Origin of the sequence: Streptomyces sp. NPDC001381 (genome assembly GCF_042895685.1) — a bacterium.
GTDB lineage: Bacteria > Actinomycetota > Actinomycetes > Streptomycetales > Streptomycetaceae > Streptomyces.
This window is the reverse complement of record NZ_JBIAWO010000017.1, coordinates 77,742-95,043: the sequence shown is the minus strand read 5'-3', so window position 1 is coordinate 95,043 and position 17,302 is coordinate 77,742. Positions and strand designations below refer to the sequence as shown.

At 72.5% G+C, this 17,302-nt stretch carries 18 protein-coding genes and 1 pseudogene; 9 read left to right on the top strand and 10 right to left on the bottom strand.

The features are described 5' to 3' along the window. Nucleotides 1-397 precede the first annotated feature (397 nt). From ACFY2L_RS37855 to ACFY2L_RS37845, 3 genes and pseudogenes are all read left to right on the top strand, one after another. Entirely contained in the window at nucleotides 398-607 is a 210-nt protein-coding gene (locus ACFY2L_RS37855; protein WP_390660520.1) for a hypothetical protein, read from the top strand. Between the two features lie 219 nt (nucleotides 608-826). Then, nucleotides 827-1,057 (top strand): annotated as a pseudogene (locus tag ACFY2L_RS37850) (site-specific integrase); the annotation flags it as partial. A 57-nt stretch (nucleotides 1,058-1,114) separates the two neighbouring features. After that, nucleotides 1,115-1,609, top strand: a complete 495-nt coding sequence (locus ACFY2L_RS37845) for a DUF5959 family protein (RefSeq protein ID WP_390824601.1) — start codon at nucleotides 1,115-1,117, stop codon at nucleotides 1,607-1,609. Between the two features lie 99 nt (nucleotides 1,610-1,708). Here ACFY2L_RS37845 and ACFY2L_RS37840 read toward each other — a convergent pair whose 3' ends face one another. After that, complete coding sequence (locus tag ACFY2L_RS37840; protein ID WP_390660522.1) at nucleotides 1,709-2,470, bottom strand: phosphoglyceromutase; 762 nt, start codon at nucleotides 2,468-2,470, stop codon at nucleotides 1,709-1,711. A 151-nt stretch (nucleotides 2,471-2,621) separates the two neighbouring features. Between ACFY2L_RS37840 and ACFY2L_RS37835 the strand changes: the two genes are divergently transcribed. After that, nucleotides 2,622-3,914 (top strand): MDR family MFS transporter, encoded by a 1,293-nt coding sequence (locus ACFY2L_RS37835; RefSeq protein ID WP_390824600.1) that lies wholly within the window; start codon nucleotides 2,622-2,624, stop codon nucleotides 3,912-3,914. Nucleotides 3,915-3,944: 30 nt separating this feature from the next. Here ACFY2L_RS37835 and ACFY2L_RS37830 read toward each other — a convergent pair whose 3' ends face one another. Further along, complete coding sequence (locus ACFY2L_RS37830; protein WP_390824599.1) at nucleotides 3,945-4,388, bottom strand: DUF2000 family protein; 444 nt, start codon at nucleotides 4,386-4,388, stop codon at nucleotides 3,945-3,947. A gap of 49 nt (nucleotides 4,389-4,437) precedes the next feature. On the opposite strand from ACFY2L_RS37830, the gene ACFY2L_RS37825 reads away from it, so the two are divergent. Further along, nucleotides 4,438-5,247 (top strand): AraC family transcriptional regulator, encoded by an 810-nt coding sequence (locus ACFY2L_RS37825; RefSeq protein WP_390660525.1) that lies wholly within the window; start codon nucleotides 4,438-4,440, stop codon nucleotides 5,245-5,247. Between the two features lie 32 nt (nucleotides 5,248-5,279). Here the strand turns inward: ACFY2L_RS37825 and ACFY2L_RS37820 are convergent, their stop codons facing one another. Together ACFY2L_RS37820 and mshA are read right to left on the bottom strand one after the other, a co-directional pair. Next, complete coding sequence (locus ACFY2L_RS37820; RefSeq protein WP_390660526.1) at nucleotides 5,280-5,783, bottom strand: YbjN domain-containing protein; 504 nt, start codon at nucleotides 5,781-5,783, stop codon at nucleotides 5,280-5,282. Then, entirely contained in the window at nucleotides 5,776-7,113 is a 1,338-nt protein-coding gene (gene mshA, locus ACFY2L_RS37815) for a D-inositol-3-phosphate glycosyltransferase (RefSeq protein ID WP_390660527.1), read from the bottom strand. The genes ACFY2L_RS37820 and mshA overlap by 8 nt, the downstream gene beginning before the upstream one ends. Nucleotides 7,114-7,407: 294 nt before the next feature. On the opposite strand from mshA, the gene ACFY2L_RS37810 reads away from it, so the two are divergent. The 3 genes from ACFY2L_RS37810 (at nucleotide 7,408) to ACFY2L_RS37800 (ending at nucleotide 11,261) form a co-directional block, all read left to right on the top strand. Continuing rightward, complete coding sequence (locus ACFY2L_RS37810; RefSeq protein WP_390660528.1) at nucleotides 7,408-8,220, top strand: class I SAM-dependent methyltransferase; 813 nt, start codon at nucleotides 7,408-7,410, stop codon at nucleotides 8,218-8,220. A 259-nt stretch (nucleotides 8,221-8,479) separates the two neighbouring features. Further along, a complete protein-coding gene (locus ACFY2L_RS37805; RefSeq protein WP_390660529.1) occupies nucleotides 8,480-9,565 on the top strand; it encodes an NlpC/P60 family protein in 1,086 nt (361 codons plus the stop codon). Nucleotides 9,566-9,914: 349 nt separating this feature from the next. Then, nucleotides 9,915-11,261, top strand: coding sequence for a PP2C family protein-serine/threonine phosphatase (locus ACFY2L_RS37800; RefSeq protein WP_390660530.1), 1,347 nt, complete (start codon nucleotides 9,915-9,917; stop codon nucleotides 11,259-11,261). A 256-nt stretch (nucleotides 11,262-11,517) separates the two neighbouring features. Here ACFY2L_RS37800 and ACFY2L_RS37795 read toward each other — a convergent pair whose 3' ends face one another. From ACFY2L_RS37795 to ACFY2L_RS37785, 3 genes are all read right to left on the bottom strand, one after another. Next, nucleotides 11,518-11,853 (bottom strand): DUF2516 family protein, encoded by a 336-nt coding sequence (locus tag ACFY2L_RS37795; protein WP_390660627.1) that lies wholly within the window; start codon nucleotides 11,851-11,853, stop codon nucleotides 11,518-11,520. A gap of 197 nt (nucleotides 11,854-12,050) precedes the next feature. Beyond that, entirely contained in the window at nucleotides 12,051-12,803 is a 753-nt protein-coding gene (locus ACFY2L_RS37790) for a hypothetical protein (RefSeq protein WP_390824598.1), read from the bottom strand. Nucleotides 12,804-12,898: 95 nt separating this feature from the next. Beyond that, nucleotides 12,899-13,312 (bottom strand): helix-turn-helix domain-containing protein, encoded by a 414-nt coding sequence (locus tag ACFY2L_RS37785; protein WP_390660532.1) that lies wholly within the window; start codon nucleotides 13,310-13,312, stop codon nucleotides 12,899-12,901. A 180-nt stretch (nucleotides 13,313-13,492) separates the two neighbouring features. Between ACFY2L_RS37785 and ACFY2L_RS37780 the strand changes: the two genes are divergently transcribed. Continuing rightward, the gene (locus ACFY2L_RS37780; RefSeq protein ID WP_390660533.1) at nucleotides 13,493-14,014 is read left to right on the top strand and encodes an ATP-binding protein; all 522 of its coding nucleotides are present in this window, start codon (nucleotides 13,493-13,495) and stop codon (nucleotides 14,012-14,014) included. 32 nt (nucleotides 14,015-14,046) lie between these two features. Here ACFY2L_RS37780 and ACFY2L_RS37775 read toward each other — a convergent pair whose 3' ends face one another. From ACFY2L_RS37775 to ACFY2L_RS37765, 3 genes are read right to left on the bottom strand one after another with little or no spacing between them, the layout of a single operon-like run. Further along, nucleotides 14,047-14,532 (bottom strand): hypothetical protein, encoded by a 486-nt coding sequence (locus ACFY2L_RS37775; RefSeq protein WP_390660534.1) that lies wholly within the window; start codon nucleotides 14,530-14,532, stop codon nucleotides 14,047-14,049. An 11-nt stretch (nucleotides 14,533-14,543) separates the two neighbouring features. Then, a complete protein-coding gene (locus ACFY2L_RS37770) occupies nucleotides 14,544-15,170 on the bottom strand; it encodes an RraA family protein (protein WP_390824597.1) in 627 nt (208 codons plus the stop codon). A gap of 49 nt (nucleotides 15,171-15,219) precedes the next feature. Then, entirely contained in the window at nucleotides 15,220-17,295 is a 2,076-nt protein-coding gene (locus ACFY2L_RS37765; RefSeq protein ID WP_390824596.1) for a HelD family protein, read from the bottom strand. Nucleotides 17,296-17,302: the final 7 nt, after the last annotated feature.

Below are 17,302 nucleotides of genomic sequence, written 5' to 3'. Positions count from 1 at the left end.
GTCAGCCCGCCCCCTTGCGCATACCTCATGCACTTGGCGTACCGCAGGGATCATGGACCGTCAGCCCTACCGACACCACGCTTTGAAGGTCAGTAGGCAGTGTCCGATGGCTCCTTCCACCGGGACCGCGCTCTCCGGCTCTCGCCCTGCACAGCGACAAGCCCCCTACCGACGGAAACCGCAGGCGGGGGGCTTGTCAGCGGCCAATTACTTCCTCTTGCCCTGGGGCTTGCCGGGGATCTCGGTGACCTGCGTTTTCCCTGCTCAGGGCAGGTGAGCCCGTACGCCTGGTGATCGTCAGTGGTCGTCTTTGGCCACTGTCGAGCGTCCTCGGCGACCCAGAGACGGCCCAGGTCCGGAGTTGCCCAATGAGCCACCCATCGGATTCGATCAAGCCATGACCGATGGCGCCGCAGTCGACGTTGCCGACGAGCAGATTCTCAGCCACCAAATCATCAAGGGTCTCAAGACTCTCCGTGATCACCTGGGCTGCTCGCTCCATGAGGCCCTGGATGTCTTTGCCGCCAGATACGAGGTACTGAGGGCGGAGCGTCCTGGCGACTTCGTATGCGGTCATGACGAGTACGGGTCCGGCTTCTACTCGTGAGGTTGTGCCGCCGCTGACAGGCTGATGCCGAGAGCAATCAACTTGGGAAGCTCGGGGTATCCAGGGCTTGCTCTGGGCCTGACCTGCGGTGGAGGGGCGCAGACGCCTGGTGGACGGTCGGCTGGATACCCGCTGTTCCTCGTGGTTCCCCGCACGATCTGGCTGCGGTGGACACGTCCGGCGCCTGGTCTTCATCGCGCCGCGCGGTGGGCGGAAGCCGGCGAGTCGTACGCCGAGTTCCGCGGGAACGGCATGCACGCGCTCCGCCGCTTCTACGCCTCGGTGCTCCTGGACGCCGGAGAGAACATCAAGGTCCTTGCCGAGAACTTGGGCCCCTCGGACCCTGGCCTGACGCTGCGCGTGTACGCCCATCTCATGCCTTCCAGCCGGGAGCGGACCAGCAGAGCCGTGTCTGACGTCCCTTCGAAGCGTCTGCACCCCGAACCGTGAGAGCCGCAGGTGGTCCGGCAGGATGCTCGGACCTGGTCGCTTCGGGGAGGGAAATCCATGGGCTCGACGGATGACGTCATCAATCTGATCCACCTGGCCGACAGGCCCGGCACCAGCGGACACAGTGTCTCCGTGCGCATCCTGGGCCGTTATCAACCGGGAATTCTGACCGGCCACGACTTCCTCGACTGCGAGATCGTCATCAAGGCGGAATCCGTCAACGGCAACTTCTCGGTAACCCTTCTCCCTGAGGACCTGGCGGACTGGGAGGACGCCTTGGCAACCCTGGAGTCCGGCCGCTTCGCCACGTGGCTCATATCCGGGCGAACTCCTTCGTTGAAGTTCAAGCCTGACGAGAGCGGCGGGCTCTGGGTGTCCGTGCACGACGGGCCGTCGTCAGGAGTCACTGTCACCGTCCCGCTGTTCATGCCACCACCGAAGTGGGTCACCGAGCAGCGCGACCTGCTCGCCCAGGCCCGCGAGGCCTACCCCCGCGAGGTCGTCGAGACATCACCCGGCGCCTACGAGTGGCGGCGTGCTCGCAACGTCTGACGGCCCGACCAAGCAACTGACCACCCAGAGACGGCCCAGCCCCACCAGAAAGCCCCCGCCCTGCAAAGAAACCGCAGGTCGGGGGCATGATCACAAAATCTACTTCTTCTTGCCCTGGTTCTTGACCGCCTCGATGGCGGCGGCCGCTGCGTCGGGGTCGAGGTAGGTGCCGCCCGGGGTGAGCGGCTTGAAGTCGGCGTCCAGTTCGTAGGAGAGGGGGATGCCTGTCGGGATGTTCAGGCCCGCGATGTCGGCGTCGGAGATGCCGTCGAGGTGCTTGACGAGGGCGCGCAGGCTGTTGCCGTGGGCGGCGACCAGGACCGTGCGGCCGGCCAGGAGGTCGGGGACGATGCCGTCGTACCAGTAGGGGAGCATCCGGATGACGACGTCCTTGAGGCACTCCGTGCGGGGGCGGAGCTCCGGCGGGATCGTGGCGTAGCGCGGGTCGTCCGACTGGGAGAACTCCGTGCCGTCCTCGAGCGGCGGCGGCGGGGTGTCGTAGGAGCGGCGCCAGAGCATGAACTGCTCCTCGCCGAACTCGGCCAGGGTCTGGGCCTTGTCCTTGCCCTGGAGGGCGCCGTAGTGGCGCTCGTTCAGGCGCCAGCTGCGGTGGACGGGGATCCAGTGGCGGTCGGCGGCCTCGAGGGCGAGCTGCGCGGTGCGGATCGCTCGCTTCTGGAGGGAGGTGTGGACCACGTCGGGGAGGAGATCGGCGTCCTTCAGGAGCTCGCCACCGCGGACTGCCTCCTTCTCGCCCTTCTCGTTCAGGTTGACGTCCACCCAGCCGGTGAACAGGTTCTTCGCGTTCCACTCGCTCTCGCCGTGGCGGAGGAGGATCAGCTTGTACGGTGCGTCGGCCATGGCTATGAGCGTAATCCACCGTCCTGATCCCTTGCGCCCCTGCTCGTACCGCGGACGGTTGACGGGATCTGTTAATTGAGTGGCCTCCCCGATCACCCCGTGCGTAAGTTCTGAGCACCGCCTACGCCACTTACCTACGGGGGACTCCGTCATGTCCGTCGCCTCACTCAGACGTGCCGCGCGCGAAACCCTCTCCGGACTGCCCCGTGAGTTCTGGTGGCTGTGGACGAGCACGCTCGTCAACCGGCTCGGCGGCTTCGTAGCCACCTTCATGGCCCTGTACCTGACGCTCGACCGCGGGTACTCCGCCTCCTACGCCGGGCTCGTCGCCTCCCTGCACGGGCTGGGCGGGGTCGTCTCCTCGCTGGGCGGCGGAGTGATGGCGGACCGGATCGGGCGGCGGCCCACCCTGCTCCTCGCCCAGACCGCGACGGCCGTGTCGGTCGCCGCCCTCGGGTTCGTCAGCGATCCCCTCGCCATCGCCGGTGTCGCCTTCCTGGTCGGCGCGGCCTCCAACGCCTCCCGGCCCGCCGTGCAGGCGATGATGGCCGACATCGTGCGGCCCGAGGACCGGGTACGGGCCTTCTCGCTCAACTACTGGGCCATCAACCTGGGTTTCGCCGTCTCCTCCATGGCCGCCGGGTTCATCGCCGAGTTCAGCTACCGCGCCGGGTTCCTGATCGAGGCCGGGATGACCCTCGTGTGCGCCGTCGTCGTCTTCCTCAAGCTGCCCGAGTCGCGGCCCGAGCGGGGGGCCAAGGCCGTGGCGGAGGACTCCGTGGGGCTGGGGACCGTCCTGCGGGACACCCGGTTCATGAGTGTCGTCGGGCTGTCCTTCCTCGTCGCGCTCGTCTTCCAGCAGGGGTCGGTCGGACTGCCGGTGGCCATGGGGGCGGCCGGGTTCACCCCGGCCGGGTACGGCATGGCGATCGCCGTCAACGGCGTCCTGATCGTCGCGCTGCAGATCCCCGTCACCCGGTTCATCGAGCACCGGGACCCGCGACGGCTGCTGGTGATCTCCTCCGTCCTCGCCGGGTACGGCTTCGGGCTCACCGCCTTCGCCGGCTCGGTCGGCGTCTTCGCGCTCACCGTCTGCGTGTGGACGCTCGCCGAGATCGTCAGCGCGCCGACCCAGACCGGTCTGGTCGTCCGCCTCTCCCCCGCCCACGGGCGCGGCCGCTACCAGGGCATGTACACCCTGTCCTGGGCGGTGGCCTCCCTGGTCGCCCCGGTGATGTCCGGGTTCGTCATCGACCGGTTCGGGGCGGAGTGGCTGTGGGGGATGTGCGCGGTCGTGGGGACGGTCGCGGGGGCCGGGTACGGCGTGCTGATGCGGCGTCTGCCGGCCGAGGAGCCCGTCGCCGACGGCAGCCTGGCTGCCGACGGCAGCGTGGATACCGACGGCCGTATGTCCGGGGCGGCGGCCGAGGTCGGCACCGCCTGAGCCCCTGCGCGGGGGCTCGTCCCCGGGACCTCACGGATGCATCCGCGCCCCCTTCACCACCTTGTCCACCGCGTTCCGCGGCCCGTAGACGGCGAGGCCTACAAGGTCCAGCTCCGCCGTCGGTACGGCCCGCACCGCCGCCCGGTTGTCGCGGTCGTTGCCGGTGGCGAAGAGGTCGCCGGTGAACACCGCGCGCGGGAGGGCCCGGGACAGCACGCGCGCGTGGGCGGCGGCGAGCGTCTCCTTCGTGCCCTCGAAGACCAGCACCGGCTGCCGGAACATCGGCAGGTAGCCCACGCCGTCGGCGTCCTCGTACGGCTCCCCGATCACCTCGGGGACCACCGTGCCCAGGCCGCTGACCAGGAACGCGGTGACGTTCAGCCGCTGCCAGGGCTCCAGGTCCTCGCGCAGCAGGACGGCGATCTTCGTGTCGAAGCGGACGGGTTCGACGGATGCGGTGGTGTTCGTGCTCATGCAGTGAGACTGCCGTCCGGCCCACCACCCGGTCTTGTACGTTCTTTGCATGGCCACCCGGCAGGAAGTCTCCGCCTGGCGCCCGGCCGTACGGGGCGTCGTCGAGGTCTTCCACGCCCACTTCACCGAGTACGCGTACCCCATGCACGTCCATGACGCGTGGACCCTGCTCATCGTGGACGACGGCGCCGTACGGTACGACCTCGACCGGCACGAGCACGGCACCCCGCACGACACGGTCTCGCTGCTCCCGCCGCACGTGCCGCACAACGGCTCGCCCGCCGATCCGCGCGGCTTCCGCAAGCGGGTGCTGTACCTCGACGCCGGCGTGCTCGGCGAGGAGCTCATCGGGCCCGCCGTCGACGCGCCCGACCTGCGCGATCCCGTCCTGCGGCGGCGGGTGGGCCAGTTGCACTCCGCGCTCGCCCGGCCCGGCGACGAGCTGGAGGCGGACAGCCGGCTGACGCTGATCGGGGAGCGGCTGCGGGACCACCTGCGGCGTCCCGCGCAGGCCGCCGTACGGGCCCCGCGCCCCGACCCGGTTCTCGCCCGCCGGCTGCGGGAACTCCTCGACGCGTACGTCGTCCAGGGCATCGGTCTGCAGGAGGCCTCGCGGGTCGTCCAGGCCCATCCCGCGCATCTCGTACGGGCGTTCAGCCGCGCGTACGGCATCGCCCCGCACCAGTACCTCACGGCCCGCCGCGTCGACCGCGCGCGGCGGCTGCTGCTCGACGGGCTGCCGCCGGGCGAGGTCGCGGCGGCGGCCGGCTTCTACGACCAGGCCCATCTCACGCGCCACTTCCGCAAGTTGGTGGGTGTGACGCCGGGGCGGTATCGCCGCACGTCCGCCGTCCGCTGAGCCGGAGCGTGCCCTGCTCCCGCGGCGCGGGGTCAGTCGGCGGGACGCTGCGTGAGGTGTGCGAAGGCCTCCAGGTTGCGCGTCGGCTCGCCCCGGGAGACCCGCCACGCGTACTCCTTGCGGATCGCCGAGGCGAACCCCAGCTCGAGGAGGGTGTTGAAGGCGCCGTCCGCCGCCTCCAGGACCTGGCCCAGCAGGCGGTCGGTCTCCTCGGGGGTGACGGCGGCGAGGGGGAGGCGGGCCGTGACGTAGACGTCGCCGAGCTGGTCGACGGCGTAACTCACGCCGTACAGCTTGAGGTTGCGCTCCAGGAGCCAGCGGTGGACTCCGGACTCGTTCTCGTCGGGGTGGCGGATGACGAACGCGTTCAGCGAGAGGGAGTGGCGGCCGACGATCAGGGACACCGTCGTCTTCAGCTTGCGGGTGCCGGGGAGCTGGACCACGTACGTACCGGGCCGGGGGCTCTCCCACTCCAGCTCGGCCTCCTTCAGGAAGCCCTCCAGGACCTCTGCCGCCCTCTTCTCCGCGTCACCCATGCTGGGAGCGTACGCGACGGCGGTGGGCCTGGACCGCGGCCGTGTAGACGTCGGCGGTGGCGGCGGCCGCGGTGTCCCAGCCGAAGGACTGGGCGTGGGCGGCGGCGGCCGCGCCCATGCGGGCGGGCAGTTCCGGGGCGTCGGCGAACCGCGCGAGCACGCGCGCGTACGCCGCCGGATCGTGGCCCTGGACCAGGAAGCCGGTCTCGCCGTCCCGGACGGCCACCGGAAGGCCGCCGACCGCCGCCGCGAGCACCGGGGTACCCGCCGCCTGGGCCTCTATCGCGACCAGGCCGAAGGACTCGCTGTAGGAGGGGACGACGAGGAGCGACGCGGCCCGGAACCAGTCCGCGAGCTGGTCCTGGCCGACCGGGGGGCGGAACCGTACGACGTCGGCGATACCGAGCCGGGCGGCGAGCTTCTGCAGGCCCTCCGGCTTGGCGAGGCCGCTGCCGCTGGGGCCGCCGACGACCGGCACGACGATCCGCGACCGCAGCTCGGGACGCTCGTCCAGGAGCACGGCGACCGCGCGGAGCAGCACGTCGGGGGCCTTGAGGGGCTGGATGCGGCCCGCGAAGAGGGGGACCAGGGCGTCCTGGGGGAGGTCCAGGCGGGCGCGGGCGGCGGCGCGGCCGTCGGCGGGCGAGAAGCGCTCCAGGTTGACGCCCGGGTGGACCACGGCGACCTTGCCGGGGTCGGCGCTGTAGTGCCGTACGAGTTCGTCGGCCTCCTCCGCCGTGTTGGCGATGAGGCGGTCGGCGGCCTCGACGATCTGGGTCTCGCCGATGACGCGGGCGGCGGGCTCGGGGGTGTCGCCGTCGGCGAGGTTGGCGTTCTTGACCTTGGCCATGGTGTGCATGGCGTGCACCAGGGGGGCGCCCCAGCGCTGGGCGGCGAGCCAGCCGACGTGGCCGGAGAGCCAGTAGTGCGAGTGGACGAGGTCGTAGTAGCCGGGGCGGTGGCCCGCCCAGGCCTGCATCACGCCGTGGGTGAAGGCGCACAGCTGGGCGGGGAGGTCTTCCTTGGCGAGGCCCTCGTAGGGACCGGCGTCGACGTGGCGGACCAGGACGCCCGGGGCCATCTCCACCTTCGGGGGCAGGGCGGCGGTCGTCGCGCGCGTGAAGATCTCGACCTCGATGTTGATCGCGGCGAGGCGCTGCGCGAGCTCGACGATGTATACGTTCATGCCGCCGGCGTCGCCGGTGCCTGGCTGGTGGAGCGGCGAGGTGTGCACGGAGAGCATCGCGACACGGCGGGGGCGGCGGTGGAGCCTGAGCCGCGGTGATACCGCCGGAGAGCGACGCCCGAGCCTGCTGGCGTAGTGGCTCACGTGGCGTTCCTCCTTGCTGCGGGCATGCCGGACGGAGGGGGCGGGACGCCCTCCACGGGGCTGCAACGCCGGAGCAGGGCATTCCCATTCCGGGCGGGACCGGGCGTGAGGTGATTTTTGCCGGAGCGTTACCGGGGTCGCTCAACCGTTCGAGGCCCGGATGCGTCCCGGGCTCGCGGGCGCCGGTCCTGGTCGTGCAGGGTCCGGCGGCGGCAGGCCCCGGCGAGGCCCCGCCCGCCCCGGGCGCCCGCCCGCCCCGGGTGCCACCCCCGGGCTCCGCATACCCTCGTATCCATGTCAGCCCGCGCAGCATCCCGCCCTGTGGGCACGGTCACGCGCGGGACCACCAACCCCAACCGGCTGCGCCGCATGGACCGCTGGATCGCCGCGGTGCACGGCGCCGAGCTGCGGCGGGCCGCCGATCCGGTGGCCGTCGACCTCGGATACGGGGCGGCGCCCTGGACCGCCGTCGAACTGCTGTCCAGACTGCGTTCCGTCGCGCCACGCACGCGTGTCGTGGGCGTCGAGATCGAGCCCGCGCGGGTCGCGGCGGCCAAGCCCTACGAACGCGACGGGCTCAGCTTCCGGCACGGCGGGTTCGAGATCCCCCTCCCCCGGCGCCCGCACCTGGTGCGCGCCGCCAACGTGCTGCGGCAGTACGACGAGGACCAGGTCGCCGACGTCTGGGAGCGGCTGTGCGCGCGGCTCGCCCCGGCGACGGGGACCTCGGCGGGCGGGCTGCTCGTCGAGGGGACCTGTGACGAGATCGGGCGCCGGCACGTGTGGGTGGCGCTCGGACCCGAGGGGCCGCGCACGGTCACCTTCGCGACCCGGCTGGGCTCCCTGGACCGGCCGTCGGACCTCGCGGAGCGGCTGCCCAAGGCGCTGATCCACCGCAACGTCCCCGGGGAACCGGTGCACAGGTTCCTGCGCGACTTCGACCGCGCCTGGGCGGCCGCCGCGCCCTACGCGTCGTACGGCGCCCGCCAGCGCTGGATCCGCACGGTGCGGGACCTCGCGGCCGACTGGCCGGTGACGGACGGGCCCGTGCGCTGGCGGCAGGGGGAAGTGACGGTGCGGTGGGGGGCGTTGGCGCCGCTTCGGTGACCCTTCACCCTTCCGCCGCACCCGTTCGTGTCACCGGGGAACGATCTCCGTGAGTCGTTCGTCACATTGACGGCGAGATCATCACACCAGGGGAGTGCCGGGGAGGGAGAAGGGGGAAGGGCTCCATCGGTCGATCGAGGGGCTCCGGCCGCCGGTATCTGTCGGTTCCGTGTCGGGCTCTGTCGTTTTCGGCCGTGACGTGGCACGATCCCCCGGGCACCGTATGTTACTGACGGGACATCAGTTTGGGGGAAGAGGTATGGGACCGGGCAAGCGCGGCCTGTTCGTGGCGGCGGTGGCGGTCGTCTGCGCGGTGACCGTGCTGGGGGCACCCGGCGCGGCGTTCGCGAGCCCAGACCCCTCCCCGTCCCCGACGGCGACGACCGACCCGGACCTGACGCTCCCGCCCAGCAAGGACCTGGAGGAGGTCCGCGCGAAGCTGGAGACGCTCTACCACGACGCGGCGGTCGCCACCGACGCGTACAACGCGGCCGAGGAGGCGGCGAAGGAGCAGTCGGCCGAGATCGTCGCCCTCGCCAAGAAGATCGTCGAAGGCCAGGAGAGACTGGCCGAGTTGAAGGACCGCGCCGGGGCCGCCGCCCGCTCCCAGTACCGCACGGGCGGGCTGCCGGACGAGGCCCAGCTGATGCTGAGCGAGGACCCCACCGAGTTCCTCGACGGCGCCGGCCGGGTGCTCCAGGGCCAGCGCGCGACCAAGGGCCTGATCGCCGAAGTGACCCGCACCCAGGAGGACTTGGAGCAGTACTCCAAGGACGCCTCCGCGCAGTGGAAGAAGCTGGAGGCCAACCGCAAGGCCAAGGCGGCGGCCCAGAAGAAGATCGAGAAGCAGATCGCGGCGGCCGAGAAGCTCGAGTCCCAGCTGGAGAAGAAGGAGAAGGAGCGCCTCGCCCAACTCCAGGAACAGGCCGACCAGCAGGCCCAGACCGCCTGGCTGGACACCGGCATCCTCGACGAGATCGACGGCAAGGCGACCGCGCAGGGCAAGAAGGCCATCGAGTACGCCACCGCCCAGATCGGCAAGCCGTACGTGTGGGGCGCCGAGGGTCCGGACTCGTTCGACTGCTCCGGGCTGACCTCCGAGGCCTGGAAGAGCGCCGGCCGGTCGATACCGCGCACCTCGCAGGAACAGTGGAAGCAGCTCGAGCACGTCGACATCAAGGACATGCGTCCCGGCGACCTGATCATCTACTTCGACGACGCCAGCCATGTCGCGCTCTACGTGGGCGACGGCGCGATCATCCACGCCCCGCGCCCGGGCCGTACGGTCACCCTCGCCGGGGCGGGGACGATGCCGATCCTCGCGGTGGTGCGACCGGACGCCTGAGGCGGGACGGCGCCCGGCGGCCTGCCGGACGACGAGCGGGCGAATCGGTCGAAAGGGCGTGACTCGCAGACGAGGACGTGACATCAAGGGTCGCGTGACCGCCACCACGTGACCCACGGCACGTGCACCGGTCCGCCAAATCCCTTGTGGACGTGACGTTCGTCATCCCCACCCCTGTACCGACCTGCCCAACTGCGATAGGGAACGCGGCATATGACACTGGCCTGAGATCAAGCGACGTGCCGTACACCATTCCGCTGCGGCGCCTTCTGCCGCTATGGTCCCCGTCGGTGGGTCGAGGTCCCTCGTCCCCGCCATGCCCTCGGGGGGAGGGAAGGAACCCGACACAATGCCCGCACCCGTACCGCGGCAGAGAGCGATCCCGGCCGTGGAGACCGGTCAGGCGCAGGCCGTACCCGCTGCAGGCGGCCCCTCCAACGACGTAGCCCCGCCCCGGCGGGAAGCCGCCCGCAAGGACGAGCCCGTTCGCAACGCGGCGACGGCCGACAGCGACACCGCCCACACCACGCTCACCCTGCTGCTGATCGAGGACGACCCCACGGCCGCGCCGATCGTCCCCGACCTGCTCGACTCGGACGGCAAGCCGATCCGGGTCCGCACCGCGCGCAACCTCACCGAGGCCGGGCGGCTGCTCACCGACGACGTGCACTGCATCCTGCTCGACCTGGCGCTGCCCGCGCCGGGCAGGGCCGGCGAGCCCGAGGACGAACTCGCCGTCCTGCGGCACGTCCTGCGGCTCGCGCCCCGGCACGCCGTGCTCGCGCTCACCGCGTCCGGCGACGCCGAGCGCGGCGCCGAGGCCGTGCGCGTCGGCGCCCAGGACTACCTCTTCCGGGACGAGCTGGACGGCCGGCTGCTGAGCCGTGCGATCCGCTACGCCGTGGAGAGGAAACGTTCCGACACGGCCGAGCGGCGGCTCGCCGAGGGCAAGCTGCGCGCGCAGGAGAACGCCCGCCTGGAGCGCGGCCTGCTGCCCACGCCCCTCCTGGAGGGCTCCCCGCTGCGGTTCGCCGCCCGCTACCGCCCCGGCCGCTCCCGCGCGCTGCTCGGCGGCGACTTCTACGACACCGTCCGCACCCCGGACGGCACTGTGCACGCCATGATCGGCGACGTCTGCGGGCACGGCCCGGACGAGGCGGCGCTCGGCGTGGAGCTGCGCATCGCCTGGCGGGCGCTGACCCTGGCCGGGCTGTGCGGGGACGAGCTGCTGAACACCCTCCAGCAGGTGCTGGAGCACGAGCGCGACGACGACGAGATCTTCGCGACCCTGTGCACGGTGGACATCGCGCCCGACGGACGGCGGGCGGGCCTGTGCCTGGCCGGCCACCCCGCGCCGCTGATCGCCCGCCCGGACCGGCCGGCGCGGCTGCTGCCGCAGGAGAACAACGGTCCCGCGCTGGGGCTGCTGCCCGGCGCCCGCTGGCCGCGGATGCAGGTCGAGCTGGGCGCGGAGTGGAGCCTGATGCTCTACACCGACGGTCTGATCGAGGGGCGGATCGGCGAGGGCCGGGAGCGGCTCGGGCAGGACGGCATGGTGGAGATGATCCGCCGGCAGCTGGCCGAGGGGCTGAGCGGGGAGGAACTGCTGCGTGCCGCGGTGAGCGAGGTGCGGGAGCTCAACGGGGGCGAGCTGACGGACGACGTGGCCGTGGTGCTGCTGGACCGGGTGCCGTAGCGCTCCGCCCGGGGGTGCCGTCGTGGGGACCGCGCGTGAGTCTCCGGTGGCGGTCGGGGACCCGGGTCGCCTCGCTGCCCTCCCGCCGGCACCGAACCGCAGGAGGCCGCGCGCGGGCGCCGTTGGGCGTCGCGTCGGGTGCGGGGTGCGACTCGTCGTCGCTGGTCGCGCGGTTGCCCGTGCTCCTGGGCGGAGGGCCGTGGCCCTGCCGCTCCTGGGCAGGGGGCCGCACCCCCTGCCCCTCAGGGCCTGGGTGCTACCGGCCGCCGTTGTAGGGGCCGTAGGGGCCGTCGCTGCTGGAGCCGCCCCTGCGGGTCCGGCCGCCGCCCGGCAGGGAGCGCAGGGCGGGACGGACGTCGACCATGTAGACGATGGTCGCGATCAGGCCGATGATCGGCAGGAACGACAGGATCGGGAAGATCAGGTTCACCACGAAGGCGAGCCCCAGGATGATCATCCAGAAGGGCTTGGTCTGCTTGTCGGCCGCGCGGTAACCGTCCTCGCGGCGGACGGCCGCGTCGATCAGAGCGAAGCCGCTGAACACGATCAGGGCCAGGCTCAGCAGCGACATGAACCCTGCGAACCCCTGCATCAGCACTACGTCCACCACCCGACTCGGCACGACCGGTTCGTCCTTACGCGGTCACCGTACCCGCAACCACGCTCTCGTCACCCGTACAACGGGCCGGGCACCGTATGAGTGCCCGGCCCGTGACCGTATGCCGTTATGCGTGTCCGTGTATCCGTCGGGGTCCGCGGCGGCCGCCGCGGCCGGGTCGCCGGCGGGTCTCACTTGGCCGGCGGCGTCGTCTTCTTCGGGGTGGCCTTGCGGGCGGCCGGGGCCTTCTTGGCCTGCGGCACCGTCTTCTTGGCGGGCGCCGGCACGGGCGCGATCTTTGCCTCGGCGGCCGGGGCGGGCTTCGGCGCGGCGGCCGGGGCGGGCTTCGGCGCGGCGGCCGGGGCGGGCTTCGGCGCGGCGGCCGGAGCGGGCTTCGGCTCGGTCCTGACCTCGGCCGGAGCGGTCTTGGGCTCTTCCTTGCCCTCGACCACGATCGCCAGCTCCTCGATCTCCTCGGCGGCCTCGCCACGCCAGGTCTTCACGGCCTGCTCGCCGTGCTCGGCGACCTTCTCGTAGGTCTCACGGGCCTTGACGGCGTACTCGGCGGCGACGCCGACACCGCGCAGCGCGAGGTCCTGCGCGGACTCGCCGAGCTTCTTCAGGTCGGCGTCGAGCGTGCTGCCGAGCTTCTTGATGTCGCCGTCGAGGGTGGCGATGAAGTCGTTGACCTTGGTCTGGAAGGTCTCCTGCGCCTCCTTGGCCTTGGCACCGGCCTCCTTGGCACGGGCGGCGGCCTTCTCCTGCACGGCCTTGGGGTCGGTGTTGCGCACGGCCTCGATACGGGCCGGGGCCTCGGCGCGCAGCTGCTCCACCAGGGCCGGCACCTTCTTCGCCTGCTGGAGCGCGAGGTCGGCGGTACCCGCGGCGAAGTAGAGCGGGGTCGGGTCGCTGAGGGTCTTGCGCAGGTCGTCGGTGATGGCCATGGTGTAGGTCCTCCCGGATTCGCGTTCGTCGTGTTCGTCGTCTTCGGCTGAGGGTCGTACGGGTCCGCAGTCGGGCGGCCGGTCCCCTGGTCCGGTCAACTGGCCGTCTGCTGCGGATCGGCGCCGCTCTCGTGCTCCGGGGTCTCCGGCGAACCTTCGCTGAATCCGTTCTCCTTGCGGAAGGACTCGTAGATCTGCAGCAGCGCCTGCTTCTGCGCCTCGGTCAGGGTGGGATCGGCGAGGATGACCGCGCGGGTCTCGACCTCGTCCCGGTCCCGCTCCGCGTCGAGGATCCCGGCCCGCACGTACAGCGTCTCGGCGGAGATGCGCAGGGCCTTGGCGACCTGCTGGAGCACCTCCGCGCTCGGCTTGCGCAGGCCGCGCTCGATCTGGCTCAGGTACGGATTGGACACCCCGGCGGCGTCGGCGAGCTGCCGCAACGAGAGCTGGGCGTTGCGCCGCTGCTCTCGCAGGTAGTCACCGAGATTGCCGACGTTGAGCGATGCCATGCCTCCACTGTGCACCCTCGGCGCTAACTATTGCAAGCACCTGCTTGCAATAGTGTTCCGTGTCACCGGGACTGACCCTCCGTGACCCGCCGCGCCCCTCCGTGACCCGCCGCGCCCCGCGTCAGCCTGATTCCCGCCGTACCCGTTCCCGCCGCCCGCACACCGCTAGCGTGGGATCCCGTGATCGTATGGCTCAACGGCACCCACGGCGCGGGCAAGACGACGACCGGTCCGCTCGTGCAGCAGCTGATCCCGGACTCACGGGTGTTCGACGCCGAGAAGGTCGGCGAGACGCTCATGGACATCAGGCCGGGGCTGCCCGGGACCGACAACTTCCAGCACTGGCCGCCCTGGAGGCAGCTCGTGGTGGAGACCGCCCGCCGTGTACTCGACTACACCGGCGGCACCCTGGTGATGCCCATGACCGTCCTGGTCGAGCAGTACTGGCGCGAGATCAGCGCGGGCCTCGCCCACCACGCCATCCCCGTACGGCACTTCGTCCTCCACGCCGACCAGGACACCCTCCGCGCGCGCATCGAGGGGGACACGGTTCTCGGCCCCTCCCCCTTCCGCCTCCAGTACCTGGAACCCTACGCCGAGGCGGCCCGCACCTGGCTGCACGACGAGGCCGAGGTCGTCGACACCACCCACCTCACCCCCGCCCAGGCCGCCCTTCGGATCGCGGAGGCCGTCAAGGGGTGAGCCCCCCTCGCGCACCACCGGGCGCGGCGGCCCTAGCCGCGGCGGCCCTCCCCGCCGATCCACTCCTCCACCACCGCGAAGTCCCGGTCGGTGAGCCCGTACCGGTGGTCGACGCGGTGCAGGAGGGCCGGCGCGGGGTGCCGGGCGGCCACCCAGGCGCGGTCGGCGGCGGTGATCTCGTCGTCCAGCCAGACGAAGGGGCGCCCCGCGGCCCAGGCGACCAGCGCCGGCGTCTTCCCGTGCGGGCCGCCGCCCGGCGTCTCCTCGTCCGGCCACTCCACCACCGGCAGCGGGGGCAGGCCGAGCCAGGGGGCGACGACGTCGTTCGCGTCGTCCAGCCAGGTCGTCGCCCACACCGGCTCGCACCCCAGCGCGAGCAGACGGGGGCCGAACGCCGGGTCGAGCCGGGGCAGCAGGGGGTGGGCGGGGGACGGCACGCCGGGCACCCGGAACTCCGGACAGGGGGCCGGGCCCCCGAACGGGATCAAGGTGCCGTCGACGTCGAGGAAGAGCAGCATCGGTAAACCCTTCAGTCCTGGTGGCCGTGGTCCGCGAGGATCCGGTCGATGCGGGCGCGGTGGGCCCGCTCCCAGGTGTCGAGGGACTCGGCGGCCTCCGCGGCCGGCGTGGCGCGGGCCGCTTCCAGGATCTCCGTGCGGCGGGCGGCCGGTACGACCACCACGCCCTCCTCGTCGGCGACGACCACATCGCCGGGATCGACGTCGACGCCCCCGCACCGCACCCGCAACCCGAGCGACCGGACGGCCGCCTTCGCGCCCGGTACCGGGATGACGCCCCGGGCGTGGACGGGGAAGCCGGCCTCGCGCACCTCGGCGAGGTCCCGGATCAGGCCGTCCAGGACGAAGGCCGCGACCCCCCGCCGCTGCGCCACGGCGCAGACGTTGCCACCGGCCAGCGCGTGGTCGAGGTCGCCCGACTCGACCACGACGACCGAGCCGGGACCCGCGCGATGGATCGCGGCGTGCAGCATCAGGTTGTCGCCGGGCGGGCAGCTGACGGTGAAGGCGGGCCCGGCGACGCGTGGCACCGGGCCCCAGAGGGGACGTACACCGATGTCCATGACGTGGGCGCGGCCCAGCAGATCGGCGAGGGTGGTCGTGGGGATCGCGGCGAAGCCGGCGCTGTCGGTCGTCATGGCGGGACCGTAGTGGGCCCGTCCGGCCCGCGGGCGGCCGGCCCGTCGCTCACTCGCGCTCCCACGGCAGCTCCCGGGCGTGCACCACCTCCAGTCGGGACACCGCGCGGGTCAGCACCACGTACAGCCGGTTCAGGCCGCGTGGTTCGGCCTCGGCGATCGCGGCCGGCTCCACGGCGACGACGTGGTCGTACTCGAGGCCCTTGACGAGGGTGGCGGCGATGACCGTGACCCGGCCGGCCGTCGGGTCGACGCCGGCCGCGGTGAGGGCCTCGCGGACGCGGGAGGTCTCGGCGTCCGGGGTGACCACGCCCACCGAACCCTCGTGGGTGAGCGCGTCGCGTACGGCGGCGACGACCGCCGGTGCCAGGTCACCGTCCGCGCGGCGGACGCGCAGCTCGCCGTCGCGGCGCAGGGAGCGGGCCGGGGGCACGTCCGCGTCGAGGCGGGCGAGGAGGCGGTTGGCGAGGGCGAGCACCGCGCCGGGGACACGGAAGCCGGTGGTCAGCGGGACGATCTCGGCGTCGGGCTTGCCCAGGTGGGTCATCTGCACCCGCCAGGAGCGCGCCGCCCACGGGGTGGTGCCCTGGGCGAGGTCGCCGAGGACGGTGAGCGAGCCGAAGGGAACGCGGCGGGCGACGGCCCGGCACTCCATCGGGGAGAGGTCCTGGGCCTCGTCGACGACGACATGGCCGTAGCCCTCGGGATGTCCGACGAGCCCGGCGATCTCGTCGAGGAGGACGAGGTCGGCCGCCGACCAGCGCGCGGACCTGGGCGAGCGGGGCGGGCGGGACCAGAGCAGGCACCGTTGCTCCGAGGGTTCCAGCAGACCGTCGGCCGCCGCGCCCAGCGCCTCCGGGTCGCTCAGCAGCCGGGCCAGCAGTTCCTCCGGCCGTACCTTGGGCCACATCGCGTCCACGCACGCGCTCACCGCCCGCGCCCGCTCGATCCGGCGCAGCCAGGAGCCCGGGCGCGGGCCGGCGCGCCGTTCCGCCTGCGTCTGGATCCGGCGCACGATCCGGCTGCGGACGCGTTCCCGGCCGACCTCGTACGGCGGTTCCTCGGCGAGGACCCCGGTGACGGTCTCCGTCAGTTCGCGGCCCGCGATCCGCCAGCGGTACGACCCGTCGGGTACGGCCAGGTCCTCGGCGTGGCCGGCCGTCACCCGCCCGTACACCGCCCGGCGCAGCACCTCGGCCATCCGCGCGTCGTGCTTGAGCGCGGCGGCCCGGTCGGTGTCGGTCCCGGTGACCGGGTGGCGGGCGATCTCGTCCTGGAGGGTGGACTGGCGTACGCCGGTCTCGCCGAGAGAGGGCAGGACCTCGGCGATGTAGGAGAGGAAGGTGCGGTTGGGGCCGAGGATCAGCAGACCGCCGCGCCTGATGCGCTGCGGGTGGGTGTAGAGGAGGTAGGCGGCCCGGTGCAGGCCGACGGCGGTCTTGCCGGTGCCGGGGGCGCCCTGCACACAGACCGAGCCGGCGAGTTCGCCGCGTACGAGGTCGTCCTGCTCGGGCTGGATGGTGGCGGCGATGTCGCGCATGGGGCCGACGCGGGGCCGTTCGAGCTCGCGGGTGAGGAGGGCGCCGGGGGCCGTGGCCTCGGAGGCGTCGCCGTCCGCCAGGTACTCGTCCTCCAGGCCGGTCAGATCGGCGGAGTCGCCGCGGCTGCCGGGCGCCCAGCCGAACCGCCGGCGCACGGCGACGCCCTGGGGGTCACGAGCGCCGGCCTGGTAGAAGGCGCGGGAGACGGGGGCGCGCCAGTCGACGACGAGGGGCGGGGCGGCGGGGTGCTCGCTGACGCGGAGCCGGCCGATGTGCTGCCCGGTCCCCCGTACGAAGTCCAGGCGGCCGAAGAACAGCGGGCCTTCGGGGAGTTCGCGCAGGGCCTTGGCGCGGCTGCGCAGTCCGAAGCCGAGGACCTCGGCGTCGGCGCCGGACGCGGAGACGTCCTCGCCGGTGACGACCTGGAGGCCGGCGTCCTCGACCATGGCGGCGAGGGCGGCACGGCAGGCGTCGTGGTGGGCGCGTTCGCGGTCGAGGGCGGTGGCGAGGTCTTCCGGGGCTTGCGGGGCTTGCGGGGCTTCCGGGGCTTCCAGGTCCTTCGCGGCGGGGTCGGCAGACGTCATGGGCCGA